Below are 24,018 nucleotides of genomic sequence, written 5' to 3'. Positions count from 1 at the left end.
TTTACTTAGGCTGTATATACTTTATGGCTATGCCCCCAGTGACTGCGTTCGAGGCAGACCGGTGGATGGACAGCGATGAGCACCCCACCGGTCGAGGCAGCTCGTTCAAGGGGTTTGTGAACCCGGCGCTCGAAGCCCCGCGCCGGTTCCTCAAGTTCGCCTCCACCTCCCCCGGCCTTCTCACCATCGTCTCGACGATCCTGGTCTTGGCCATTCTCGCCGCCGGCGGGGCCATGGTCTACAGCTCGCAGAACCGCCAGGCACAGCTGAATGCGTTGGTGAACCAAACCGAGCCCCTGTCGGACGCGGCGCAGGAACTCTTCAACTCCCTCTCAGTGGCAGATTCCGTCGCCACCACCAGCTTCCTGCGCAAGTCCACCACCGACGCCGCCACCCGGGACTACGACGCGGCAATGTCCAGCGCCTCGACCTCCCTGATCCGCGCCACCAGCGGCATTGACAACATCGAGTCCCGAGAAATGGAGCTGGTGCTGCAGATCCAGAACTCCATGCCGGACTACCTGAAGCTGATGTCCAACGCGCAGACGCACGACCGCATGCGCAACCCCGTCGGCGCCTCCTATCTGGCCCAGGCCTCCACGCTGATGCAGGAGACAATGCTGCCGGCCGCCCAGGAGCTCTACTCCCGCACATCGGAGGAAGTCTCCACTCAGCAGGCGAAGCTCTCCGCTCCCCTGTGGTTCCCACTGTCCGGCATCGTGGCGGCAATCATCATGCTGGTGATAGCCCAGTTCTGGCTCGCGGCATTGACCAATAGGCGCCTCAACCTGGGATATGTGGCGGCTACTGGGCTTATGCTATTCGCCCTCGTATGGGCGTCAATAAGCGCTGCCCTGACGTGGCACGCGGGTAACCAAGACGTGCAGGGCACCGTGCGACCGCTCGAGCAGCTCACGGCAGTGCGCATCTCGGTGCAGCAATCGCGCACCCAGGAGGCGCTGGGGCTGATTCAGCGCGACTACGGCGAGGATCGCCAGCAGGAATTCTCGGATGCCATGGCGGACATCGACAGCAAGCTGGAAGGCCTCCGCAGCCAAGTGAGCCAACCCGAGCGTATCGATACCGCCCGGGAAGCGCTGCGCTCGTGGGATGAATCGCACGCGAAGATGGTCTCCGAACTGCAAAATGGCCGTTACACCGAGGCGCTGGCCGCGGCCCTGGATACGAAGGTCAAAGAAGAAAAGCAGGACGGAAAGAAAGACCTACGCGCCGCCGATGAGGATACGTCCGACTACACCGTCGTGGACAACGAAATGCAGGAGCTCATCAGCAGCACCCGCGAAGAACTGCGCGACATTCTGGTGGAAGGCCGCACTGCCGCCAGCCGCGTGACCAACCTTGTACTAACCCTGACAGCGCTTTCCGCGCTGTGCGTCTTCTTTGGCACTAGGCCCCGACTGCAGGAGTTCCTCTAATGAGAAAGCAAGCGTTCAAGCCTGTAGTCGCCGCCCTGACGGTCGCGGCTATCGCCCTCACCTCGGCCTGCGCCACGGAAAGCCCCGACCTGCCGGAATGGCCATCCGTACAGCACAATTCCAGTGACGATCTGCCCTACGGCGCAGCGTATATGCAGCCGGACGAGGTTCCTAACGATGTTGACGCCGCGTCGGATTCGAGCGCAGACATCGACAATACTGGCGATGAAGAACCGTTTGGCTCTATCAAGCCGGATACCCGCGAGCCGAAGGAGCGCGTGCCGCAAATCATGCGCCGGGGTCGTCTGGTGGTTGGCGTGGCCCAGTCCCTGAACCGGCTGGGGTTCCGCGACCCGGTCTCTGGCGACGTCGCTGGCTTCGAGGTGGACCTGGCGCGCGAGATCGCACGCGACATTTTCGGCGACCCGAACAGAATCGAATTCCGCTACGTGGAAAGCCGCGAGCGCGCCGAGGCTCTGAAGAGCGGCGACGTAGACATTGTGGTGCGCACTATGTCGCCGACGCTTTCCCGCCAAGCGAAGCTGGAGTTTTCCATCCCCTACCTGCGGGCTCACTCGCGGCTGTTGGTTTTGAGCGACTCACAGATCCAAAGCTTCGACGATCTGCACAACAAGACGGTGTGCGTGACGCGCGACTCGACCTCCGCGGTGCAAATCAAGCAATACGACGTGGGGCGGCTGCTGCTGGCCCAGGCGTGGACTGATTGCCTGATGGCCATGCAGCGCTTCCAGGCCGATGCGATCTACACGGATGACGCTATCCTCACCGGCCTGCGGGCTCAGGACCCCTACACGACCCTGGTCGCTGACGCGCCGGAGACCAGCTACTACTCGGTGGCTATCTCCCCACCGGGCTTCCCAAAGAAAACGACCGGACTGGTGATGCAAGTGAACTCCACCATGGAGAGGATTCGGCGCGACGGAACGTGGAAGAACCTCTATGACAAGTGGCTGGCGGACTACTTAGGGCCGGCGTCATCACTACCGCTTAAATACCGCACCGAGGAAGAAACGAAGGAACTCAACAAGATCCGGCGAAGGGTGGCGAACGGCGATGCAGAGTAACGACCGCGAGCTCAACGCCAGCAGAGACAGCAGCGCTGGCAGTGAACCGGAGGAGCGCACCGAGGCCGTCGAGTTCGACCCCTTCGCCGACAGCGAACCAGAAGAGCGCACCGAAGCCGTAGAATTCGACCCCTTCGCCGACAGCGAACCAGAAGAGCGCACCGAAGCCGTCGCCTTCGACCCCTTCGCTGACGACGAAGACACAGACGCGACGGTGCAGCACACCGACCCCGTGGGCAGCCCGGCGAATGCCGTGGACTCCGGCGAACGCTCGCGCATCGAAGCACTATCGACGTTCCGTAAGAGGCGGGGCACGTACCGCTCCGGTGCCTCCGTAGCCGACGGCATGGTGCAACTGCCGTTTATCGCGCCGACGAACCCGGAAGACGCAGTGATCGACCCCAGCTCGGCGATCGAGAAAGGCGTGGAAGCGCCGACGCTGAAATCCGGCGACATCATCGCAGGCCAGTACGAGATCCTGGGCCCCATCGCGCACGGCGGTTTGGGCTGGGTGTACATCGCCATCGACCACAACGTCGCCGACCGTTACGTGGTGCTCAAGGGCATGATGGCCACGGAAAACGAACAAGAGCGCGCGGTCGCGGAATCCGAGCGGGCGTTCCTGGCGGACATCACGCACCCCGGAATCGTGAAGATCTTCAACTTCATCGACGACCCGCGCTCCCCCGGCGGCTTCATTGTGATGGAGTACGTCGGCGGGCCATCGCTACGCGGGCAGCGACGGAAGCTGGCGGCCGGGGTACTGGACCTGGACGTGGCGATTGGCTACATCCTGGAGATCCTGCCCGCGCTGGACTACCTGCACTCTCGCGGCGTGGTCTACAACGACCTGAAGCCGGACAACATCCTGATCACCGAGGATCAGGTGAAGCTGATCGACCTGGGGGCGGTGACGGGCATCGGCGCGTTCGGGCACATATTCGGCACCAAGGGCTTCCAGGCTCCGGAGATCGCCAAGACCGGCCCGACTGTGGCCAGTGACATCTACACCGTCGGCCGCACCCTGGCCGCACTGATTGTGAAGCTGCCGGTGGAAGACGGGGTTTACACCCCGGGGCTGCCCACCCCGGATGAGGAGCCGCTGTTCCGCGAGTACTTATCCCTGTACCGCCTGCTGCTGCGGGCTACGGACGAGGATCCGGAGGCTCGCTTTAGTTCCGCCACCGCCATGGCCAACCAGCTGATCGGCGTGCTGCGGGAGATCCTGGCCATCCGCGACGGCCGCCACTACCCGCACCTGTACACTCGGTTCACCGCGCAGCGCAGTACGTTCGGCACCAAGCACATTGTGTTTCGCACCGACCAGCTGGTCGACGGCGTGGTGCGCTCCGTGGAGATCTCCGTGCCGGAGGTTGTGAGCGCCCTGCCCACCCCGCTGGCCGATTCACAGGACCCAGGGTATGGGCTGCTTTCCGCCACCAGCTTCACCGAGGCCGGGGACCTGTTGGATACTTTGCGTGCTGCTTATGCCCAGCCGGAGTTGAAGCACTCCGTGGAGATTCCGTTGACGATGGTGCGTGCGCTGCTGGACGTGGGCCAGACCCGCGAGGCCCACGATCTGCTGGACGAACTGAAGCCGCGGTTGGAGAAAGACTGGCGCTTCCAGTGGCACTCCGGGGTGGCGGCGCTGCTGACGGGGCAGTTCGCGGAGGCGCAGAAGTTCTTCAACCGGGTGCTGTACATATTGCCTGGTGAGCCTGCGCCGAAGTTGGCGCTGGCCGCCACCGACGAGCTGTTGCTACAGCAGCAGGGTGTGAACTCCACGAAGCTGCTGAGCGAGCACGTTTCCCGCGCCGCCTCTGCCCTGGCTTATGCGCAGAAGCTGCCGGTGAAGGACTACACCGGGGTGCCCAGCTGGGAACACGTCACGCTGGATCCGGTTTCTTTGCGCTTCCACGCCATGCGCCTTTATGGGTTGGTGTGGGCCACGAACCAGTCCACTGTTTCCAGCGCATTTGGCCTGGCCAGGCAGCTGCGCGCGGAGGGTATGGTCGATTCGGCGGTGGCTGCGTTGGACCGGCTGCCGCAGGCCTCGCGGCACAATCGTCTGGCACGGTTGACGTCTATTTTGTTGCTTATTTCTGACGCCAACAGCCTCACCGAGTCCCGCATCCGCCGTGCGGCTAGACGTTTGGAGACGCTGCCGACCAACGAGCCGCGCCTGCCGCAGGTTCGCATCGCAGTGCTGAGCGCGGGCCTGAATTGGCTGCGTGGCGCTAGCGATGGCCTGGACGGCGCGGCGGGGATTGCCGGGGGCGGCGCTGGCGACACGGGTGCGGGCGGTACCGGTGCTGGTGGTGCCGGTGCTGGGGCCGGCCGCGGTAGGGGCAGTGCTGGCGGTGCTGGTGCTGGTGGTGGTGCCGAAGCCGGCAGTAGCCGCGGCTCTCGCAAGTCCAAGGGCAAGCGCAAGCACGGTGCCGTGACCAGGGCAAATCGTGATTCTACAGCCAAGGCAAACGAAGGTTCCCAGGTCAAGCGGCAGGCAGCGGCGGCTCCTCTCTTTGATGTGCAGTTTACCGAGCGTGGCCTGCGGACCGGCTTGGAAAAGAGCCTGCGCCAACTGGCTCGCCAAGCCCCCTTCGCCCGCCACCGCTATGACCTGGTGGACATGGCCAACCAGATCCGCCCCCGCACCTGGTTCTAGCTGCGCACATTGTCTTAGTTGCGCGCTAACTGCGCACCTGTCCCTCAGGTTCTAACTGCGCACATTGTCCTAGGTGCGCTCTAACTGTGCGCCTGGTCGCAAAGCCCGCCTGCCCTCCCATTCCAGCTGCGCGCCTGGATCCCACGCCACGCCCCGCACTCCGCCCCTCCCCTGAGCGGCAAATGTCGCTAGAACGGGAATCCATGAAGCCGCAAGAACAGACTCCGCGAAACGCAGGCTCCTGACCTGCGCTTTTGCATTAATGCAAATTAACTGCATTAACGCATTCCCGTTCTAACGACATTTCAGCCCCAGCGGGCACAAAACCCCGCCCGGCGAGCCTGCGCCTTCGCCCGGCGAGGCACGCATTCCCGTTCTAACGACATTTCAGCTCCAGCGGGGCAGCCAGAGCGACCCTGCACCCAGGCAGCCCCTACTGCTGCTCGGCCGGCTCCGTCGCCTAGCGCGCAATCGCCAGCTCCAGACCCTACTGCTGCTCGGCCAGCTCCGTCGCCTGGCGCGCGATTGCCAGCTCCTCATTCGTCGGAACCACGAACACCTTCACCGTCGAATCGTCAGTAGAGATCTCCCGCGCGCCGACAATCCCCTCGGAGTTCTCATTCCGCGCATCATCAATCTCAATACCAAAGTTCTGCAGGTCAGCCATCGCATCGCGGCGCACCTGCACCGCGTTCTCGCCCACGCCCGCGGTGAACACAATCGCATCCACGCCACCCAGGATCAGCATGTAAGACCCAATGAAGCGACGCAGCGCGTGGATGTACACGTCGTAGGCCAGCTGAGCATTTTCATCGCCGTCCTCGATCAAGGTCTTCAGCTCGCGGAAATCGTTCACGCCAGCCATACCCTTCAGACCGGACTCGCGGTTCAACAGCTTATCCGCCTGATCCACCGTCATACCGCCGGAGCGCGCCAGGTGGAAAATAATTCCTGGGTCAATGTCACCGGAACGGGTACCCATAACCAGGCCGGCGAGTGGCGTCAATCCCATCGTCGTATCAACAGCCACACCGCCACGAATCGCGGCGGCCGAGGCACCGTTACCCAGGTGCAGGGTGATCTGGTTGACCTCCTCGGCGGGCTTGCCCAGCAGGTCCGGGACCTTGGAGGACACGTACTCGTGGCTGGTGCCGTGGAAGCCGTAGCGGCGGATGTTGTACTCGTCGGCGATGTCCTTCTTGATGGCATAGTTCGCCGCGTGCTCCGGCAGCGTGGAGAAAAACGCGGTGTCGAACACGGCCACGTGCGGCACGTGTTCCAGCAGCGCGCGGGCGTTCTCGATGCCGTCGATGTTGGCGGGGTTGTGCAGCGGCGCCAGCGGGATGAGCTCCTTGAGCTGCTCAATCACCTCATAGTCGATGAGTACGGGCTCTGTGAACGTCGCGCCACCGTGGACCACGCGGTGCCCTGCTGCTACCAGGTCTAGATCTTGGGGTCCGACGCCCAGTAGCGTCATCATGCCGAAGGCGCGTTCTAGGCCAACAGAGTGGCTGAGGATAGGGCGATTGTCTTCCATCTTCGACGTTTCCGTCTGAATCTGGATGTGGCCCTTCTTCTCGCCGATCTTTTCGACAATGCCGGAGACGAATGGATCCGCCGTCGCGTTAGCTTCCGGGTCGAGGACTTGGAACTTGATGGAGCTGGAGCCCGAGTTGAGGACGAGTACGTACTTAGTCACTTTTCTTCTCTGTTCTTTTCGCTTCTTCTTCTGCCGGCCTTCGGCTACTTGGCTTGGATCGCAGTGATCGCCACGGTGTTTACGATGTCCGGCACGGTCGCGCCACGCGAGAGGTCATTCACCGGCTTGTTCAGGCCTTGCAGGATCGGCCCCACGGCCAGCGCATCGGCGGTGCGCTGGACCGCCTTATAGGTAATGTTTCCGCAGTTCAGGTCCGGAAACACGAACACAGTTGCCTGCCCGGCCACGTCAGAGCCCGGCAGCTTCTTCTGGCCGACGGATTCCACCACTGCGGCGTCGAACTGCAGTGGCCCGTCCAGAGGGAGGTCTGGGTTGTTCTCCTGCGCCTTCTTCACGGCGGCGGCCACAGCCTCCACGTCCGCACCGGCGCCGGAGGTGCCGGTGGAGTAGCTCAGCATCGCCACCTTCGGCTCGATGCCGAACTGCGAGGCGGTCTGCGCGGACACGGCGGCGATCTCCGCCAGCTGGTCGGGGGTGGGGTTCGGGTTCACGGCGCAGTCGCCGAATGCCCACAGCACGCCGTCCATAACCATCAGGAAGATGGAGCTGACCACCGACGCACCCGGTGCAGTCTTGATGATCTGGAACGAGGGCTTAATGGTGTGCGCGGTCGTGTGGGCCGCGCCGGAGACCATGCCGTCGGCGATGCCCTTGTGGACCATCATCGTCGCGTAGTAGCTGATGTCCTGCATCGTCTCGCGCGCCTGCTCCAGCGTGATGCCCTTGTGCTTGCGCAGCTCGGCGAACTCGGCGGCGAACTCCTCCAGCTGGTTGCCTTCGCTCGGGTCGGTCAGAGTGGCACCGGAGAGGTCCAGCCCCAGCTCCTTGGCGCGGCGGGCGATGTCGTCAGGGTTGCCCAGGATGGTCAGCTGGCAAACTTTGGCGCGCAGCAGCTGGTCGGCAGCGGTGAGGATGCGGTGGTCCTCGCCTTCCGGCAGCACGATGTGAGCGTTCTTTTCGCGGGCCTTGATCAGCAGGTTGCGCTCGAAAAGCTCGGGGCCGATCACGGGCTCCTTCGCAGCACTCGCCCCCGCGGCACTCCCAGCCCCGCCAGCCCCCGCACCAGCACCAGCACCGCCGGCTGCTGCCTGCGCGATGCCTTCCAGCGCGATGTGGCGAATCGCCTGCCCCTCCGCTTCAACGGCGTTGGCTGCGGCGGCAGCTGCGGAGGCGGTGGCGTCAATAAAAGAAATGCCGGCGGGCTTGCGACCAGAGCGCACGAGCTGCCCGGAAGCCAACTGCAGCGCCGTGGCGTCGGCTGGGCTGCCCGCGAGCAGGTAGTGGGATGCGCCCGCGGCGGCGGCAAGGCGCGAGTCGAAGGTGATCTCTCCAGTGCCGAGCAGCACGGCACCAGCTCCGGCAGCGGCTCCGGCGCCGACCTTAGCGTCGTAGGCCGCGTCGAGGGCGGCGGCGAAGTCGGGCGCGGAGGGGCGAATGGTGTCGAAGATGTCGACTGCCTCCGCCTCCCCCAGGGCGTCCAAGATGTCGGAGCGGCGCGCGGCGGCGCTCGCTATCGGCGAGATGACGGCGTTCGTGCCAGTTCCTTGGGGCGCGATAGACGACGCGATAGACACAGCTCACATACCTTCCTCGATGGAGTTTCGCTTCACTTCCATTGTGCCTTGGCGGCCTCGTACTGGCGAGGCGCGGGGAAGGGGCGCCCTCGCTTTACCCCCTGGCGCGCTCTTTCTCGCGCTGTTGCACTTTCGTTCTTTCTTCTTCGTAGTGACGCCCACTTGCCCGCCCCTCGATGGCCTCCGCGTCGCTTGCCGCGGTGGCCTGCTGGGAGTTCTCCGGTGCATCGTCGCCGGTCAGAGAGCGTTCCAACAGGGAGCGCTTGCGCACGACGACGAGGGCGACGATCACCGCCAGGCCGATCAGGATGACGGCGACCACGCCGAGGAAGCCGAAATAGTTCACCAGGCGGCTGGAGTTCAGCAGCATCAGCAGGGCTCCGACCACGCCGCCAAGTACTTCTGGCTTCATAATGGTTACGATCCATGCGGCGATCGGGGCGGCGATGGCTCCGCCGACCAGCAGGCCGACGACTGGTTGCCAGTTTTCCGCCAGTTCCGAACCCATGCCGGCAACGAAGCCAGCGGAGGCGGAAACGGCAACCAGGAACTCGGCGGTGTTTACCGTGCCGATGATGCGGCGTGGCTCGGCTTTGCCCACGCTCATCAGGGTGGAGGTGGTTACCGGGCCCCAGCCACCACCGCCGGAGGCATCCAGGAAGCCACCGGCCAGGCCCAGGCCCGCCAGGCCGAAGCGGGAGCGGCGAGTGGTGGATACCGGCTGGGTGTTTTCATTCTTCTTCCACGGCACGGCCACGCTGCGCACCAGCACGTAGGCGCCGAGAAGCACCAGCAGGGTGGACACAACCGGCTCGGCCGCCTCGGTGGAGAGGTTACTGAGCACATAGGCACCCGTGAACGCGCCGATTGCGCCCGGCACACCGAGAGCCAGGACGGTCGGCCAGTGGACGTTCTTCAGCCGCCAGTGGGACAGGCCGGAGAACAGCGTGGTGCCGACCTCCGCGAGGTGAATAGCGGCGGAGGCGTGGGCGGGGCCCAGGCCGGAGAAAATGAGCAGAGTGGTTGCGGTGATGCCGAATGCCATGCCCAGCGCGCCGTCGACCAACTGGGCAACCACGCCGACGAGGGCAAAAATCAAGATCTTCATGAGGGGTTAGTCCTTGCTGTCTGTGTGGGGCTATCCGTGAGGGAAAACTTGTTGTGAGGGGCTAGAAGGGCTAGTGCGCTTGTTGCAGGGCGCGACAGGCGCGGCTGATGACGACCGGCGCTACCGCGTCACCGAGGTGGCGCGTACACTTCTGGCCGTTTGGCATTCGGATCTTGGCTTTGTCCCAGAGCAGTCCGGGGCTGACGAACAGCGGGACGGTGACGGTGCGTTCGTCTGCGAATTCCAGCAGCGCCTCCGTGTCGCGGCCCGGGTTGTTACCGGTGGCGACGAAGGCGCGGGTGCTGCGCATGTTCAGGCGGGCGCCAACGCGGCCGGCGAACTCGGCGACGGCCTCGTTCGCGCCCGGCTGGCTGGAGCCCACGGAGTACAGCGCGAGCTTGTCGATGCTGCTGTCTGCGACGTTCGCGGCGTCAGCGTTCTCGGCGTTCGCGGCGTCAGCGTTCTCAGCGCTCGCAGCGCTCGCAGTGCCAGCAATCGCGAGAACTTCAGCGAGGTACTGGGCCGTGAAGTCGGCGACCAGCTCCTCCATATCCGCGCCGGTTCCCAACCCGTCGGTGAGGTGGAGGGTCAGGCCGGCGGACGAGGTGGCGTCAATAGACTCAACGGCCTCTGCAATCGCGGCGGGAACGTCGTAGCGAGCGTGGAAAGCCTGGGTGAACAGCAAAGGAACCACCACCGCCTCCGTGTAACCCGCTGCGACGACGCGGTGGGCGACCGTCGTGAGGGTGGCGGGGTGGAAATCCAGGAAAGCGGCGAAGGCCGGCAGCCCAGTGCTCGCGGAAATGCGCTCGGCGATCTCGAAGACCGCCTGGTCCGCCTGCGGGTGGCGGGATCCATGCGCCAAGCAGATGATGGGTGCCGGCCGGGTCATGCTAGTTCACCAGACCTGCGGTCAGGGTGTCGCCACTACCGGGGTTAATCAGCAGCAGCGAACCAACGCGGCCGCCACGGCGGTAGGTTTCAACGGGCAGCGGCTCGGCCACCGTCACGCGCACCTCCGCGATGTCGTTGAGGGCCAGCTCATCGGCGTTTCCGTGAGCGATCTCCTCCTCGCTGCGGTTGCGGCCGGAGATGTCCACACGGCGGATGACCTCGTCCACGCGGCCGCGCACCAGCGCGGTGCCGTAGCGCACCAGCACATTGCTGCGCAGGCGCACCGGGGACTCGGACAGGTGGAAGACCGTCGCGGTGAAGGACTGCTGCGGCTCCGGCAGGTCCGGGGCGGCGATGATGTCCCCGCGGGACAGGTCGATGTCGCGGTCCAGGCGCAGGGAGACTGACTCGCCGCGGGTGGCAGTCTGCTGCTCCCCTGCCGGGCCGTCGATCCCCTCGATGATCGCCTCGCGGCCATCGGCCAGCACCTTATCGCCGACGGACACCTTGCCCGCGGTGATGCGGCCTGCGTAGCCGCGGTAGTCGGTGGCGTGGTCGCGGATGACGATCTGGATCGGGAAACGCAATCCGCGCTCCACATCGGCGATGTTCTTCGCCGGCTCGGTGGTCTCCAGGATCTCCAGCACAGACGGGCCCGTGTACCAGGGGGTGTTCTGGCTGCGCTCGACGACATTGTCGCCCAGCAGCGCGGAGGTCGGGATCACGTCGACGTGCGCCAGGCCCAGCTCGGAGATCAGCGCGTCCACGTCGGATTTCACGTCGTTGAAGACCTGCTCGCTGAAATCGACCGCGTCGATCTTGTTGACGGCCACGATCACGTGGGAGATCTTCATCATCGCCGCCACGGTCAGGTGGCGACGGGTCTGCTCGATCACGCCGTTGCGGGCGTCGACCAGAACAATGACGAGCTCCGAGGTGGACAGGCCCGTGACGGTATTGCGCGTGTACTGCACGTGCCCCGGGGTGTCGGCCAGGATGAAGCTGCGCTTGTCAGTGGCGAAGTAGCGGTAGGCCACGTCGATGGTGATGCCTTGCTCGCGCTCGGCGCGCAGGCCATCGACCAGCAGCGACAGGTCCGGGTTCTCCAGGCCCTTGGCGGTGGAGACGCGCTCTACGGACTCGTACTGGTCGGCCAGGATGGACTTCGTATCGTGCAGCAGGCGGCCCACAAAGGTGGACTTGCCGTCGTCGACGGAGCCGGCGGTGCACAGGCGGAGGGTCGGCAGGTTGGTGGACATCAGAAGTAACCTTCCTTCTTGCGATCCTCCATGGAGGACTCACTGAGCTTGTCGTCGGCACGGGTGGCGCCGCGCTCGGTGGTGGTGGACTGGCGGATTTCGTCGATCACGTCCTCGATGGTCGTGGCGGTGGAAAGGACGGCGCCGGTGCAGCTCATGTCGCCGACGGTGCGGTAGCGCACGGTCTTCTCGACCAGCTCCTCGCCCTCCTTCGGGCCACCCCACTCGCCCGGAGTCAGCCACATGCCGTTGCGGTTGAAGACCTCGCGCTGGTGGGAGTAGTAGATCGCCGGGACCTCGACGTTGCGGTCGCGGATGTAGTCCCACACGTCGGCCTCGGTCCAGTTGGAGATCGGGAACACGCGGATGTTCTCGCCCACCTGGTGGCGACCGTTGTACAGCCCCCACAGTTCGGGGCGCTGACGGCGCGGGTTCCAGCCGCCGAAGCTATCGCGCACGGAGAATACGCGCTCCTTGGCGCGGGCCTTCTCCTCGTCGCGGCGGGCGCCGCCCAGCACCGCGTCGTAGCCACGGTTCTGGATCGTCTCCACCAGCGGCACGGTCTGCAGCGGGTTGCGGGTGCCGTCCGGGCGCTCCTGGATGGCGCCGCTGTCGATCCAGTCCTGGACGGCGGCGACGTACAGGGTCACCTTCGGGTCCGCGGCGATCTTGTCGCGGAACTCGATGACCTCCGGGAAGTTGTGGCCGGTATCCACGTGCACCAACTCGAAAGGAACTGGTGCGGGGTGGAAGGCGCGCTTCGCCAGCTCCAGAACCACGACGGAATCCTTGCCGCCGGAAAACAGCAGCGCGGGGCGGTCGAACTGGCCTGCTACTTCGCGCAGGATCTCGATTGCTTCCGCCTCGAGACTCGCCAGGTGCGGCGAGAGGGCGGTGGTGTTTTCATTGCTCATGTGTGAAGTCCGCATTCTGTCTTGTTGGAGCCGGCCCAGCGGCCGGATCGGGGGTCCTGTCCTTCGGCGACCGGCAGGGTGCAGGTTTCGCAGCCGATCGACGGGTAGCCCTGCTTGGTCAGGGGGTTGATGATCAGGTCGTGGTCGTTGATATACGTCTCCACGTCCTCGTCGCTCCAGGCGACGATGGGGTTGATCTTCAGTCGGCCGGTGCGGTCCACGTCCAGCACCGGGGTGTTGGCGCGCAGGGCGTTGTCCACGCGGCGCACGCCGGTGATCCAGGCGTTGAAGGGGTTCAGCATCCGCGCCAGCGGCTCGACCTTGCGCATGCGGCAGCAGGCGGTGTTGTCACGGGAATACAGGCGCGGGCCGTAGACCTTGTCCTGCTCCTCGCGGCTGAGGACCGGAGTGATGTTTTCCAGCGGCAGGTTGTAGCGCTGTTGGACCTTGTCACGGGTCTCGAGCGTTTCGGCGAAGTGGTAGCCGGTGTCCAGGAAGACCAGCTCTGCGCGGTCTTCCGCCAGGCGTCCTTCCGCCAGCTCGGCCAGGACGGTGTCCTGCATCGACATGGTCACGGCAACCTTGCCAGGTACGTGCTCGGCTACCCATTCCATGATCTCTTCGGCGCTGGCGCCCTCTAGCTTGTCGTTCCACACGGCGACGAGCTGCTCGTTGGCTGCTCGCTCCTCGTCGCTCAGCGGCGTGGTCTTGGTTGGCGCGCCCTGCGGACTCTCGGCTGGGTCTCGGAAGTCATCCGAATTCCCGCCGAGCAGGCCGGTCGCATCTACCAGGCTCATGAGCTCCTCTTCTCGGGGTTGATGTTTGGTTTGTCGAAGTGTGCTTCTTAAGAACTCGGGGGAACTCTTGGTTATTCCCTAGACAGACCGATCGGTCTGCTCTGGTTTCCACCACAATAGACCAATCTGTCCATTCCTACAACCGGGTTCGGGATTCTTTGTGACGCCCCACCGCCGCGACCTGCACAAAGGCCGCGAATGGCCCCTCAAGGGGTGGGGGCGAGGGGGCGTCAATAAAAGGTCAGCTACAACAGCTGTCCGTGGAACTTGACGGAGAAAACCCGCATACACTCGCGGCACTGCCAGGCGTTGTCGGTCTCCGCGTCCGGGAACAGGTTCTGGGACATGCAGTAGGGGCAGTTGTTCACCGTTGCGCGACGGGCATTGGGGTGCCCCACACGGCCGCCGACCTGCTCGTTCACGCTCGGCAGGGAGTCTTTATCTGGAACACTCATCGGCTACACCAACAGTTCGTCGTCGGCGCGGACAACCCAATCGCGGAATTCCTCGCCCTCGGTGCGGTGGGACTTGAAGTTCTCCACCACGCGCACCACGTAGTCGCCCAGATCCTTGGAGAAGACCTGGTTGCCGCGCACCTTCTTGCCGAATTGCGGCTCCAGGCCGATGGTTCCGCCGAGGTGCACCTGGAAACCCTCCACGCGCTCCCCCTCGTCGGTAGTAAGGATCTTGCCGGACAGGCCGATATCCGCCACCTGGGTGCGAGCACAGGAGTTCGGGCAGCCGTTGAGGCTAATCTTCAGCGGCACATCGAGGTCGCCTAGGCGATCCTCCAACTCGTCCACCAGGGCGATAGCGCGCTGCTTGGTGACGACGTGCGCGAGCTTGCAGAACTCCAGGCCGGTGCAGGAGATAATGTCGCGACGGAAAGCCGAGGGCTTGGCGGACAGGCCGAGCTCCTCCAGGTCCGCGGCGAGGGCCTCCGCGGACTCGCGCTCCAGATCCAGGAACAAAAGCTCCTTGTCCGGGGTGGTGCGAATGTTGGTGGTGCCGTGCTTTTCCGCCAGATCGGCCAGCTGCTGCAGCTGCTTGCCGTCAGTGTGGCCGACGGTGGGCTTAACGCCCAGGTAGAAGCGCCCATCCTTCTGCTCGTGCAGGCCGACATGGTCGCGGTAGCCCGGGTACTCCTCCGGCTCCGGACCGTCCAGCAGCGGGCGCTTGAGGTACTCGTTTTCCAGAACCTCGCGGAACTTCTCTACGCCCCAGTCGGCCACCAGGAACTTCAAGCGGGCGCGGTTGCGCATGCGGCGGTAGCCATAGTCGCGGAAGATGCGAACCACACCAGCCCAGACCTCCGGCACCTCGTCGATCGACACCCACACACCCAGGCGCTGGGCGAGCATCGGGTTGGTGGACAGGCCACCGCCGACCCAGACGTCGAAGCCGGGGCCGTGTTCCGGGTGCTCGGAGCCGATGAAGGCGAGGTCCTGGATCTCGTGGGTGACGTCCTGGCGGGCGTGGCCGGAGATCGCGGACTTAAACTTGCGCGGCAGGTTGCCGAACTCGGGGTCCGGCAGCAGTTCCTTCTTGATTTTCTCGATGGCCGGGCGACCGTCGATGATCTCATCCTTGGCGATGCCCGCGACCGGGGAGCCGAGGATAACGCGCGGCACGTCGCCGCAGCCGAAGAAGGAATCCAGGCCGACCTTCGCCAGCTCGTCCCAGATGGTTGGGACGTCTTCGATGCGAATCCAGTGCAGCTGCACGTTCTGGCGGTCGGTGAAGTCGGCGGTGTTGCGCGCGTACTTCTCCGAGATTTCGCCGATAGTACGCAGGCCAGCGGAGCTAACCACGCCACCGTCTAGGCGGATGCGCATCATGAAGTAGTTGTCCTGCAGTTCCGCGTTGGTCAGAGTCGACGTCTTCTCACCGTCGAGACCCTGCTTGCGCTGGGTGTACATGCCAACCCACTTGAAGCGCGGGGCGAGATCCTCGGCGGGGATCGAGTCGAACCCCTCCTTGGAGTAGATGTCGCGAATGCGCTGCATCACGCTGATTCCGGGGTCTTCCTGCTTGACCCGCTCGTCGTCATTGAGCGGCTCGCGGCCGTCCACAGCCCACTGCCCTTGGGGCTTGCGCTGCTTCTTGCGACGCGGGCGCGCCGGCTTATTCTCAGCGTTTGGTCCGGTGGTACCGGTCGTCGTTCCGGTGGTCGTTCCGGTGGTCATGGTGCCTCAAATTCCATCTAGACTGATCAGTCTGTCTATATCGTCCGGTTCAGCCTAGATGGGATCCCCGACAAATTCAAGCGAAATGTTGATTTTTATAGACAGAGTTGTCTATAGTTCGGGGAGTTACCCGCGGTGACCCGTTTAGTGACCCTGCGTGGATTTTCGCTACATTAGAATGTGTAAATTCATGAGCAGCTCGAACGCTTCATGCGGTTCACGCGGCGCGGCAACAAACGCACCGCGCGAGCTCGCAGCGCGAATTCAACGCGCGAGCTCGGCACCGCGGTTTACCCAATAACCGAAGTACAACCCGAAACCGAAGTACGAAACGAACAAGAAGGATTTGCACCTGACATGCCCGAGAATCGCCCACTTCGCATTGCAGTCATCGGCTCCGGCCCGGCAGGCATCTACGCCTCCGACGCGCTGACGAAGTCTGAGGCCGACGTCAGCGTCGACATTTACGAGCGCATGCCGGCCCCCTTCGGCCTGATCCGCTACGGCGTTGCCCCCGACCACCCGCGCATTAAGGGCATCATCAAGTCCCTCCACAAGGTGATGGACAAGCCCGAGATCCGCCTGTTCGGCAACATCAACGTCGGCAAGGACGTCACCGTTGACGAACTCAAGCAGTTCTACGATGCGGTCATCTACGCCACCGGCGCCACCGACGACCGCCCGCTGAACATCCCCGGCGGCGAGCACACCATCGGCGCCGGCGAGTTCGTCGGCTTCTACGATGCCAACCCGTACTTCGAGGACAAGTGGGACCTGTCCGCAGATTCCGTCGCCGTGGTCGGCGTGGGCAACGTCGGCCTGGACGTCGCCCGCGTGCTGGCCAAGACTGGCGAGGAGCTGAAGGTCACTGAGATCCCGGACAATGTTTATGACTCTCTGAAGGAGAACCAGGCCAAGGAGATCCACGTCTTCGGCCGCCGTGGCCCGGCGCAGGCTAAGTTCACCCCGCTGGAGCTGAAGGAGCTCAACGATTCCGACACGATCGAGATCGTTATCGACCCGGAGGACATCCAGTACGACGAGGGTTCCGAGCAGGCTCGCCGCGCGTCCAAGATTCAGGACATGGTCTGCACCCGCCTAGAGCAGTACGCCATCGCCGACCCGAAGGGCGCTCCTCACAAGCTGTACATCCACTTCTTCGAGTCTCCGGTTGAGGTTAAGACAGACGCCGAAGGCCGCGTCACCGCATTCGTCACCGAACGAACCGAGCTCAACGGCGATGGCTCTGTCTCCGGCACCGGCAAGCTCACCGAGTGGCCGGTGGGCGCGGTCTACCGCGCCGTGGGCTACAAGTCCGACGAGCAGCCGGGCCTGCCGTGGGATGAGCGTCAGAACGTGCTGCCGAACGTCGGTGGCCGCGTGCTGACCGAGGGGCCGACCGCCGATGGCATCGCGGGCGTTCCGGGTTCCGCCGACCCGGAGGCCGAGAAGCGCGAGCGTCTACCCGGCGTGTACACCACCGGCTGGGTCCGCCGTGGTCCGGTTGGCCTGATCGGCAACACGAAGGGCGACGCCAACGAAGCCGTCGCCAACCTGCTGGAGGATGCTGCCAACGGCATCGGTTTTAACCCGGAGAAGCCGGACCTGGAGGCCGTCGAGGCTTTCCTCGAGGAGAAGGGCATTGCCCACACCACGTGGGAGGGCTGGTACAGCCTGGATAAGCACGAGCGCGAGCTCGGCGAGGCCGAGGGCCGCGAGCGCAAGAAGGTGCGCGAGTGGGACGAGATGCTGCACCACTCCCAGGGCAAGAACGTCTAAATACGGACTCTCTGCAAAGACACTAGGCAAGGACACCGAAGACTGTGGCCAACACCCCCTCCCCTGCCGCCAGCTCAGCCTCTGGCGCCGCCGAGTTCCCGGATGCTCACTTCACCGGGCGCGCGCTGCTAGCGATGCCCGCCCAGCAGCTGCACCCGCTGTACAAGCTGCGCGTGGACGTCTTCGTCCACGAGCAGCAAACCCCCTTCGCGGAGATCGATGACATCGACCCGCACCCGAACACCCACCACGTGCTGGCATACTTTCACCCAGGCAGCGGCCCGGAGTATCCCTTCGGCCAGCCGGATCCGGGCTCTCCCCTGCGTCTGGTGGGCACGGCGCGCGTGTACGGCAAGCCAGAGGATCAGCACATCGGCCGGATGTGCGTGGCTAAGGATGTGCGCGGGCGTGGCATCGCCACCCAGATCATGGAGCAGGCCCTGGAGGTCTGCAAGGGTCGCGCCGCCGCGCTAGACCCGACCACCCAGGTCGCCCGCGTTTCCCTGAATGCTCAGACCCAGGCGCAGGACTTCTACGCGAAGTTCGGCTTCCAGCCGGTTAGCGAGCCTTTCGACGAGGAGGGCACCCCCACGTCACCATGGAGCTGGAGCTCTAGTCCGGCACCCCGCCGCTGCTTTCCGGCACCCCGCCGCTACTTCGCCACCAATTCCGCCGCGACCTCGGCGCACTCCTTGCGCCCGCACGTCGCGCTCTCCGGGTCCGCGGCGCATTCTTCGCACAGCAGGATCTGCTCGCGGCACTGTTCGTTCACGCAGTTGTGGAAGTCGTTGGTCGCGTGCCCACATGCTCGGCAGCGGCCCAGCGTAGCGGCGTCATCACTAAATTCCATGTGCATGCGCCCGTCGAAAACATACAGGGAACCCTCCCAAAGCCCCTTGTCCCCGTACTTTTCGCCGTAGCGGACGATGCCGCCGTCGATCTGGTAAACCTCCTCGAACCCGCGGTTCTTCATCAGCGAGCTCAGGATTTCACAGCGGATGCCGCCCGTGCAGTACGTGACAACCGGCTTGTCCTTGAGGTCGTCGTACTTTCCGGATTCGATCTCGCTGATGAAGTCGTGGGTGGTGCGCACATCCGGCACGATGGCGTTTTTGAACTTGCCGATCTCCGCCTCCATGGCGTTGCGCCCGTCGAAGAAGACGACCTCGTCGCCACGCTCCTCCACCAGCTTGTTCACTTCCTCCGGCTTCAGGTGCACGCCGCCGCCAATCACACCGTTTTCGTCTACCTTCAGCTCGTCCGGAGCGCCGAAAGCCACGATTTCGTCGCGCACCTTCACGGACAGGCGCGGGAAGTCGTCGGCCGAGCCCGCGGACCACTTGAATTCCATCTTCTTGAAGCCCGGGAATTCGCGGGTGCGGCGCACGTACTGCTTGCAGCTGGCCAGCGAGCCGCCGACGGTGCCGTTGATGCCGTGCTTGCTGATGAGGATGCGGCCTTTAAGCTCCAGCTGTTCGCATAGCGCGCGCTGCCACAGCATCATCGCGGTCGGGTCGTCGATCGGGGTGAAGCAGTAGTACAGCAGGATTCGAGTTTCGTTGAGGTCGGTTGCGCTATGTCCCATACCTCGGATTTTAGGTCTACTGCCCGCCTTCTGCGAAAACAGTCGGCCGCACCTCGATGTACCCGGCGGCCTCTTCGGCACGCTGCCGGGCCTGGTCGATGTTCTCGGCGGTGGCTACTGCCACTCCCATTCGTCGGCGCGCAAGTGCTCGGGGCTTGCCGAATAGGTAGATGTTAGTTTCTTCTACTGCCATTGCCTTATTGACGCCCACGTATTCAATATCGCTATCGTGTTTATCCTCGCAGCGGATAACGGCGGAGGCTCCCGGAGAGATCAGCGTGGTATCGATCGGCAGCCCAAGGATGGCGCGTGCGTGCAGGTCGAATTCAGAGAACCGCTGGGTGCCGAGGGTGACCATGCCGGTATCGTGCGGGCGGGGGCTGACCTCGGAGAAGTAGACGTCGTCACCCTTGACGAACAGTTCCACGCCGTACACTCCGCGACCTCCCAGGGCGGTAGCGATGCGGGCGGCGATGCTGCGGGCGGTGTCCAGCGCATCCTCGGACATGTGCGCGGGCTGCCAGGATTCCACGTAGTCGCCGCGGTCCTGGCGGTGGCCGATGGGCTCGCAGAACCAGGTGGCCTCCCGGCCGGTAGTGGGGTCGATGGAGCGTACGGCCAGGATGGTGACTTCGTAGTCGAAGGGGATGTACTGCTCGACCATTACCCGCTGGGCGTTGGTGCGGGAGTGCTTCAGCGCCGCGTTCCAAGCGGCCTCTAGCTCGTCCACTCCCCCAACGTAGCTTTGGCCTGCGCCGGAGCTGCTCATGACGGGCTTGACCACGCACGGGTAGCCGATTTCCTCGGCGGCGCGGGCGAGTTCGTCGGCGGTGGAGGCGAAGCGGAAGGTGCTGTTCGGCAGGCCCAGCTTGTCGTGGGCAAAGGTGCGGATGCCTTCGCGGTTCATAGTCAGGCGATTGGCCAGGGCGGTCGGCACGACGGAGGCGACCTCGTTGGTCTCGATCTCCTGCAGCACGTCGGCGGGGATGGTCTCCGAATCCGGGATGACGAAGTGCGGGCCGACCTCGCGGATCAGCTGGCGGATGGCATCCTCGTCGTGGATGTCCAGCACGTGGGTCTTGTTGGCCACGAGGTGCGCGGGCGCGCCGGCGTAGCGGTCCGCGGCGTGCACCTCTACGCCCAGGCGTTGCAGGGCGACGGCAAGCTCCCGCCCTAGCTCGCTGGCGCCGAGCAGGAGGACCTTGAGGGAGGAGGGAGTCAGTGGAGTGCCAATTGCCTCGGGAGTGTACATAGTCTTTCACCTTACTTATGCCCACATACTCACGCTGCAAGCCCCGCCGCACTTGCGTGCCAGCCCCGCCGCGCGCGAGCTTGTAGCCCGTGCGGCCTGATGGAATGATCGGCTTTATGAGTGAAATGCAGCCGAATCCCCAGCGTCACAGCTCCCTGCCCTGTTCCCGCCGCTCGTTTCTGCGCGGGGTCGCCGTAGCCACCGCAGCTACCGCCTCCGGTGCTCTGCTGGCTGCCTGTGCCAGCGAGGAAGTTGTGGCGAAGGCCGATGCCGCAGACCTGGAGGTCGGTGGCGCGACGATTCTGGACGGCTGGGTGCTCTCCCGCCCTAGCGAGGACGAGTACAAGGCGTTTTCCACCTCTTGCCCGCACGCCGGCGGCACCATCGATTCCATTGAAAGGTCCGGGGACACCACGGTGGCGGTCTGCCCGAAGCACATGTCCAAGTTCGACGTCGCCACCGGCGATGTGCTGGAAGGCCCCTCTCGCGACCCGATGGTCCCGGCGAAGAAGGTCGAGCGCAACGGCGACTCGATTGAGATCACGGACTAGTTAGCCGCGCCCGGCGGGACTAACCCGCCATATCAATCCGCAGGTCACTGACCTGCGCAGCAAAGCGCGCGTCGTGGCAGGTCCACAGCACCGTCGGCGCGTTCTGCGTGTGCCGCGCGCCCTGCCTGCCCGGCGCGCCCGCGCCACCAGGCTCGCCTGGCGCGCCGGAGCCACCCCGCCCGATCATCCGCGCATACTCGCCGTCCGCGTAACGGTGCATCAGCTCCACCAACTCGCGATAGCCCAGCACGTCCAGACCCACGGTCGGCTCGTCCAGCATCACCAGATCCGCGCCACGCACCATCGCCGCCGCGACCAGCACGATCCGCCGCTTCGCCGCCGGCACGTCCAGCGGATGCGTGCCCGCCCAGTTGCCCAACCTGGCGAAGTCTATTGCCGCTGCGGCCAGCTCCTCTCCCGCCCCCACGGCCAGTTCCTCTGCCACGGTCCGGCAGGTCACCGCCTGATCCATTTGTGTGGGCGCCCAGCCCTTCAGCCCCTCCGCGCGCAGCGTCCCCCGGTACTTCAGTAGCCCCAGCGCTCCCAAGAATAGGGTCGTCTTGCCGCACCCGTTCGGCCCGGCCAGGTGCACCACCCGGCCTGCGGGGATCTCCAGGTTTATGGGGCCGACGCCACCCCGGCGGAAAACTACATCCCGCGCCAACAAGGCCGTCCCCGTGCTCCCCTGCGCGAAGGTCTCCGGGGTGTCCGCCCCAGCTGCAGGCTTCGGCGCGGGGGAATCGGTCAGGGTGCCGTCGGCTAGCAGGCGCTGGTGCGTGGGGGCGTCATCACTTAAGGGTGAACCCGCACGATCGTAAACGGTGACGGTCCCCGGAAAGTCCGCGATGGTGCGGCGCAGGGTGTCGACGGCGGCGGCGTCCAGGCCATCGAGGGGGCAGTCGAGCACCAGCGCTTCGGGGCGGGCCAGCAGCGCGGCGGCGATGGCCACGCGGCGGGTCTGGCCGGTGGACAGGGTGGCGGGATTCTGCTCGGCCTGCCCCTCCAACCCCCACAGACGCAGGGCGGCCTCCACGCGCTGCTGCATCTCGGCGCGCGGCACCCCGCGCTGCTCCATGGGGAACGCGAGCTCTTCGGCGACCGTGTTGCGCAGCAGGGAGATGTGCGCGCTGGCCTCGTTGCCAACCCACGCCGCGCCGGTCTTTTCTGCGTGCGCCCAGGCGTGTTCGGATAGTCCGACGCCACTATCTCCCCAGATGAAGGTACTCAAAGGCATTGTTCGCGCGGGATCTTTCTGGTCGTTCGCTCGTGCTTGTGCTCGCTAATGCGTGTGTTGGCTGGTGCCCACAGTCCAGCTAGTGCACTGCCCACCAGCATCCCACCACCAGGGCGGCAATGGCCAGCAGGCGGACCGCCCAGTCCAAAGCAGTATCCGGGACGGGGCGCAGTACGGTACGCGGGCCGGGCTCGCCGATGCCGGTGCGCTGCAGCGGGCGGGCGCGGGTGGCAGCATCGTCCACCATGCCGACGATCAGCGGCAGGATCATGCGGCACTTCGCACCCAAGGTGGAAACGTCCACGCCGCGGGAGGCGCGAACCTGCTGGATAGTCAGCCAGCGGGCGCGGGCCAGCGGCAGCAGCCGAGCGGTCGCGCCGACGACGTACACCAGCTTGGCGGGCAGGCGGGGCTGGACGGTGCGCATCAGCTGGTCGAGGTTTACGAAGCTGCCGATGGTCAGGCCGATGGTGGTGGCGGCCAGGAAGCGGCTGCCCAGGGAAAGGGCGATCTGCAGGCCGTCGCGGGTGATGATCCACCAGCCGGGCTCCTGGCCGAAGGGGGCGTACATCAGACCAAATCCGATGAAGGCCGGTAGGCCTAAGAGGTTGGCTGCCAGGAAGGGACGACGGGGCGTCGAGAAGAAAAGAGCCACGAGGGCGCACAGACCCCACGCGACAGCACTCACGGCGAGGCTATCGGCGACGAGGACGAAGATCACCCCGCTGGCAGCGAGGGTGAGGTAGGTCAGTGGGCTCATGCGGCTTTGTCTGCTGCAGCGGTGTTGTCGGCAGTAGCGCTGCCATCCTTGCCCACCGGCGCGAAGGTGCGGCGCGTGCGCTGCGGGAGGGCGCGGATGACCAGGTAGATGATGGTGAACACAATCAGCTTATCGAGAGGGTCGGACGTCCAGGACTGCAGGAAGACGGCCGTCATCGGCTCGAAACCCAATGTCCGGTAAGCAGTAACCAACAGACCCGTGCCCGTACCCGCTGTGCCGCCGAAAATGAAGGAGGCGATTGGCGCGGAGAGCAGGGCCGTCAGGAAGCCAATGAGCAACGCGGACAAGCCGATTCTCCAATACGCACCCGTCCACCACTTGCCCAGCAACCCGGCGCAGACGCCGACGAAGGCATAGGCCGCAGCGAAGCCCACGACAGTCGGGTTGAACGTGCCCCACACCAGGGCGGACAGCACGCCGGTGACCAGACCCGCCCACGGGCCGGCCAGGGCGCCGACCAGCACGGTGCCGATGGAATCCAGGTACAGCGGCAGGGGCAGGCCCATGTTGCCGATGATGTGGCCGAGGATCACGTTGATGGCCAGGGCGACCGGCAGCAGGGCAAGGGTGCGCACGGGCAGACGCGGGACCACGGCAATCAGCGCGAGGATGGCGGGGACGACAAACCCGACCAGGGCGATGGTGGAACTCTTGGAGTCTGCGAGGGACTCGTAGTTGGAGTCGCTGGGCTGCCAGATGACGAGGGTCAGCCAGGTGGTGACGATGATAATCGCGGCTAGACCGAGCAGTACATAAGTGGCTTTTTGTGACAGGGGGCGCATGGGGTGAAACCTCAATTTTCGCTAGCTTTCGTACCGGCCGGCGCGGGCGGGGCGCAACGTCTATGTCACCTCGACGTTCCACCCGCCCATCACCCGGCGTGGCCAGTGGTTTTGATGTTGTTTAAATGCTTACAGCCTGCGGACCCGATGCACAAATCGCAGGGCTTTCGGCGGGGCGATTCAGCGGTTTTGAGGCGCGGGGGCGGGGGTTATGGAACCCCAAATTAAGTGATCTAGTTGACAGACTAAGCTGTCTATTCTTAAATGGTTGAGCAAGCGACCCGCGCACCGGCGAAGGCAATGCCCCGCCACTCGGGTGCGCCTTCTGGAGCCCCGGGAAAGGCGCATCCGCGCGGGAACCGCACTGGCAAGAATTCCATACAGCTTTACAGCTAGACACAGCCCCGCCCGGCGGG

Annotated in this window: 19 protein-coding genes and 1 pseudogene; 6 read left to right on the top strand and 14 right to left on the bottom strand. The window is 64.8% G+C overall.

The window, feature by feature from the left end:
• Positions 1-23 precede the first annotated feature (23 nt).
• The 3 genes from JQ46_RS08500 to JQ46_RS08490 are packed head-to-tail and all read left to right on the top strand — an operon-like array spanning position 24 to position 5,186.
• Entirely contained in the window at positions 24-1,436 is a 1,413-nt protein-coding gene (locus JQ46_RS08500) for a hypothetical protein (protein WP_034987263.1), read from the top strand.
• On the top strand, positions 1,436-2,521 hold the full coding sequence (locus JQ46_RS08495) for a transporter substrate-binding domain-containing protein (RefSeq protein WP_034987261.1): 1,086 nt from the start codon (positions 1,436-1,438) through the stop codon (positions 2,519-2,521). Before JQ46_RS08500 ends, JQ46_RS08495 begins: the two co-directional genes overlap by 1 nt.
• On the top strand, positions 2,511-5,186 hold the full coding sequence (locus JQ46_RS08490; protein ID WP_237744790.1) for a serine/threonine protein kinase: 2,676 nt from the start codon (positions 2,511-2,513) through the stop codon (positions 5,184-5,186). The genes JQ46_RS08495 and JQ46_RS08490 overlap by 11 nt, the downstream gene beginning before the upstream one ends.
• A gap of 487 nt (positions 5,187-5,673) precedes the next feature.
• Here JQ46_RS08490 and JQ46_RS08485 read toward each other — a convergent pair whose 3' ends face one another.
• From JQ46_RS08485 to JQ46_RS08445, 9 genes are all read right to left on the bottom strand, one after another.
• Entirely contained in the window at positions 5,674-6,885 is a 1,212-nt protein-coding gene (locus JQ46_RS08485) for an acetate kinase (protein ID WP_034987259.1), read from the bottom strand.
• A gap of 44 nt (positions 6,886-6,929) precedes the next feature.
• The gene (gene pta, locus JQ46_RS08480; protein ID WP_237744789.1) at positions 6,930-8,480 is read right to left on the bottom strand and encodes a phosphate acetyltransferase; all 1,551 of its coding nucleotides are present in this window, start codon (positions 8,478-8,480) and stop codon (positions 6,930-6,932) included.
• Between the two features lie 94 nt (positions 8,481-8,574).
• Positions 8,575-9,588 (bottom strand): sulfite exporter TauE/SafE family protein, encoded by a 1,014-nt coding sequence (locus tag JQ46_RS08475; protein ID WP_034987257.1) that lies wholly within the window; start codon positions 9,586-9,588, stop codon positions 8,575-8,577.
• Positions 9,589-9,658: 70 nt separating this feature from the next.
• Positions 9,659-10,480 (bottom strand): sirohydrochlorin chelatase, encoded by an 822-nt coding sequence (locus tag JQ46_RS08470; RefSeq protein ID WP_034987255.1) that lies wholly within the window; start codon positions 10,478-10,480, stop codon positions 9,659-9,661.
• 1 nt (position 10,481) lies between these two features.
• Positions 10,482-11,741: a sulfate adenylyltransferase subunit 1 gene (locus tag JQ46_RS08465; protein ID WP_034987253.1), complete on the bottom strand. Its 1,260-nt coding sequence runs from the start codon at positions 11,739-11,741 to the stop codon at positions 10,482-10,484.
• Positions 11,741-12,655, bottom strand: a complete 915-nt coding sequence (cysD, locus tag JQ46_RS08460) for a sulfate adenylyltransferase subunit CysD (RefSeq protein WP_034987250.1) — start codon at positions 12,653-12,655, stop codon at positions 11,741-11,743. The genes JQ46_RS08465 and cysD overlap by 1 nt, the downstream gene beginning before the upstream one ends.
• Positions 12,652-13,452 carry a phosphoadenylyl-sulfate reductase gene (locus JQ46_RS08455; RefSeq protein ID WP_034987248.1) on the bottom strand — a complete coding sequence of 267 codons (801 nt, stop codon included), beginning with the start codon at positions 13,450-13,452 and terminating at the stop codon, positions 12,652-12,654. Before JQ46_RS08455 ends, cysD begins: the two co-directional genes overlap by 4 nt.
• A gap of 245 nt (positions 13,453-13,697) precedes the next feature.
• Positions 13,698-13,907, bottom strand: coding sequence for a hypothetical protein (locus JQ46_RS08450; RefSeq protein ID WP_005296957.1), 210 nt, complete (start codon positions 13,905-13,907; stop codon positions 13,698-13,700).
• A 3-nt stretch (positions 13,908-13,910) separates the two neighbouring features.
• Complete coding sequence (locus tag JQ46_RS08445; RefSeq protein WP_034987245.1) at positions 13,911-15,638, bottom strand: nitrite/sulfite reductase; 1,728 nt, start codon at positions 15,636-15,638, stop codon at positions 13,911-13,913.
• Positions 15,639-15,995: 357 nt separating this feature from the next.
• Between JQ46_RS08445 and JQ46_RS08440 the strand changes: the two genes are divergently transcribed.
• Together JQ46_RS08440 and JQ46_RS11130 are read left to right on the top strand one after the other, a co-directional pair.
• Positions 15,996-17,417, top strand: a complete 1,422-nt coding sequence (locus tag JQ46_RS08440; RefSeq protein ID WP_034987243.1) for an FAD-dependent oxidoreductase — start codon at positions 15,996-15,998, stop codon at positions 17,415-17,417.
• 44 nt (positions 17,418-17,461) lie between these two features.
• A pseudogene (locus tag JQ46_RS11130) lies at positions 17,462-18,033 on the top strand (GNAT family N-acetyltransferase).
• A 36-nt stretch (positions 18,034-18,069) separates the two neighbouring features.
• Here the strand turns inward: JQ46_RS11130 and JQ46_RS08430 are convergent.
• Both JQ46_RS08430 and purT read right to left on the bottom strand, forming a co-directional pair.
• A complete protein-coding gene (locus JQ46_RS08430; protein WP_034987238.1) occupies positions 18,070-19,002 on the bottom strand; it encodes a rhodanese-related sulfurtransferase in 933 nt (310 codons plus the stop codon).
• Positions 19,003-19,018: 16 nt separating this feature from the next.
• Positions 19,019-20,254, bottom strand: coding sequence for a formate-dependent phosphoribosylglycinamide formyltransferase (gene purT, locus JQ46_RS08425; RefSeq protein ID WP_034987235.1), 1,236 nt, complete (start codon positions 20,252-20,254; stop codon positions 19,019-19,021).
• A gap of 116 nt (positions 20,255-20,370) precedes the next feature.
• On the opposite strand from purT, the gene JQ46_RS08420 reads away from it, so the two are divergent.
• Positions 20,371-20,805 (top strand): Rieske (2Fe-2S) protein, encoded by a 435-nt coding sequence (locus tag JQ46_RS08420; protein ID WP_232501690.1) that lies wholly within the window; start codon positions 20,371-20,373, stop codon positions 20,803-20,805.
• A gap of 19 nt (positions 20,806-20,824) precedes the next feature.
• Here JQ46_RS08420 and JQ46_RS08415 read toward each other — a convergent pair whose 3' ends face one another.
• The 3 genes from JQ46_RS08415 to JQ46_RS08405 form a co-directional block, all read right to left on the bottom strand.
• Positions 20,825-22,039, bottom strand: coding sequence for an ATP-binding cassette domain-containing protein (locus JQ46_RS08415; RefSeq protein ID WP_034987233.1), 1,215 nt, complete (start codon positions 22,037-22,039; stop codon positions 20,825-20,827).
• 79 nt (positions 22,040-22,118) lie between these two features.
• On the bottom strand, positions 22,119-22,799 hold the full coding sequence (locus tag JQ46_RS08410; protein WP_034987231.1) for an energy-coupling factor transporter transmembrane component T family protein: 681 nt from the start codon (positions 22,797-22,799) through the stop codon (positions 22,119-22,121).
• Positions 22,796-23,602, bottom strand: coding sequence for a glycosyl transferase family 9 (locus tag JQ46_RS08405; protein ID WP_034987228.1), 807 nt, complete (start codon positions 23,600-23,602; stop codon positions 22,796-22,798). The genes JQ46_RS08410 and JQ46_RS08405 overlap by 4 nt, the downstream gene beginning before the upstream one ends.
• Positions 23,603-24,018 lie beyond the last annotated feature (416 nt).

This window comes from Corynebacterium jeikeium, from assembly GCF_000738175.1.
GTDB classification, from domain to species: domain Bacteria; phylum Actinomycetota; class Actinomycetes; order Mycobacteriales; family Mycobacteriaceae; genus Corynebacterium; species Corynebacterium jeikeium_C.
The sequence above is the reverse complement of the archived record's forward strand: the minus strand, read 5'-3'. Positions and strand labels throughout refer to the sequence as shown.

Excerpts from the sequence above, each read along its gene's own strand:
- JQ46_RS08500 (WP_034987263.1), top strand. The coding sequence starts at position 24 with ATGGCTATGCCCCCAGTGACTGCGTTCGAGGCAGACCGGTGGATGGAC.
- JQ46_RS08495 (WP_034987261.1), top strand. The coding sequence starts at position 1,436 with ATGAGAAAGCAAGCGTTCAAGCCTGTAGTCGCCGCCCTGACGGTCGCG.
- JQ46_RS08490 (WP_237744790.1), top strand. The coding sequence starts at position 2,511 with ATGCAGAGTAACGACCGCGAGCTCAACGCCAGCAGAGACAGCAGCGCT.
- JQ46_RS08475 (WP_034987257.1), bottom strand. The coding sequence starts at position 9,588 with ATGAAGATCTTGATTTTTGCCCTCGTCGGCGTGGTTGCCCAGTTGGTC.
- JQ46_RS08470 (WP_034987255.1), bottom strand. The coding sequence starts at position 10,480 with ATGACCCGGCCGGCACCCATCATCTGCTTGGCGCATGGATCCCGCCAC.
- JQ46_RS08465 (WP_034987253.1), bottom strand. The coding sequence starts at position 11,741 with ATGTCCACCAACCTGCCGACCCTCCGCCTGTGCACCGCCGGCTCCGTC.
- cysD (WP_034987250.1), bottom strand. The coding sequence starts at position 12,655 with ATGAGCAATGAAAACACCACCGCCCTCTCGCCGCACCTGGCGAGTCTC.
- JQ46_RS08455 (WP_034987248.1), bottom strand. The coding sequence starts at position 13,452 with ATGAGCCTGGTAGATGCGACCGGCCTGCTCGGCGGGAATTCGGATGAC.
- JQ46_RS08450 (WP_005296957.1), bottom strand. The coding sequence starts at position 13,907 with ATGAGTGTTCCAGATAAAGACTCCCTGCCGAGCGTGAACGAGCAGGTC.
- JQ46_RS08445 (WP_034987245.1), bottom strand. The coding sequence starts at position 15,638 with ATGACCACCGGAACGACCACCGGAACGACGACCGGTACCACCGGACCA.
- JQ46_RS08440 (WP_034987243.1), top strand. The coding sequence starts at position 15,996 with ATGCCCGAGAATCGCCCACTTCGCATTGCAGTCATCGGCTCCGGCCCG.
- JQ46_RS08430 (WP_034987238.1), bottom strand. The coding sequence starts at position 19,002 with ATGGGACATAGCGCAACCGACCTCAACGAAACTCGAATCCTGCTGTAC.
- purT (WP_034987235.1), bottom strand. The coding sequence starts at position 20,254 with ATGTACACTCCCGAGGCAATTGGCACTCCACTGACTCCCTCCTCCCTC.
- JQ46_RS08420 (WP_232501690.1), top strand. The coding sequence starts at position 20,371 with ATGAGTGAAATGCAGCCGAATCCCCAGCGTCACAGCTCCCTGCCCTGT.
- JQ46_RS08415 (WP_034987233.1), bottom strand. The coding sequence starts at position 22,039 with ATGCCTTTGAGTACCTTCATCTGGGGAGATAGTGGCGTCGGACTATCC.
- JQ46_RS08410 (WP_034987231.1), bottom strand. The coding sequence starts at position 22,799 with ATGAGCCCACTGACCTACCTCACCCTCGCTGCCAGCGGGGTGATCTTC.
- JQ46_RS08405 (WP_034987228.1), bottom strand. The coding sequence starts at position 23,602 with ATGCGCCCCCTGTCACAAAAAGCCACTTATGTACTGCTCGGTCTAGCC.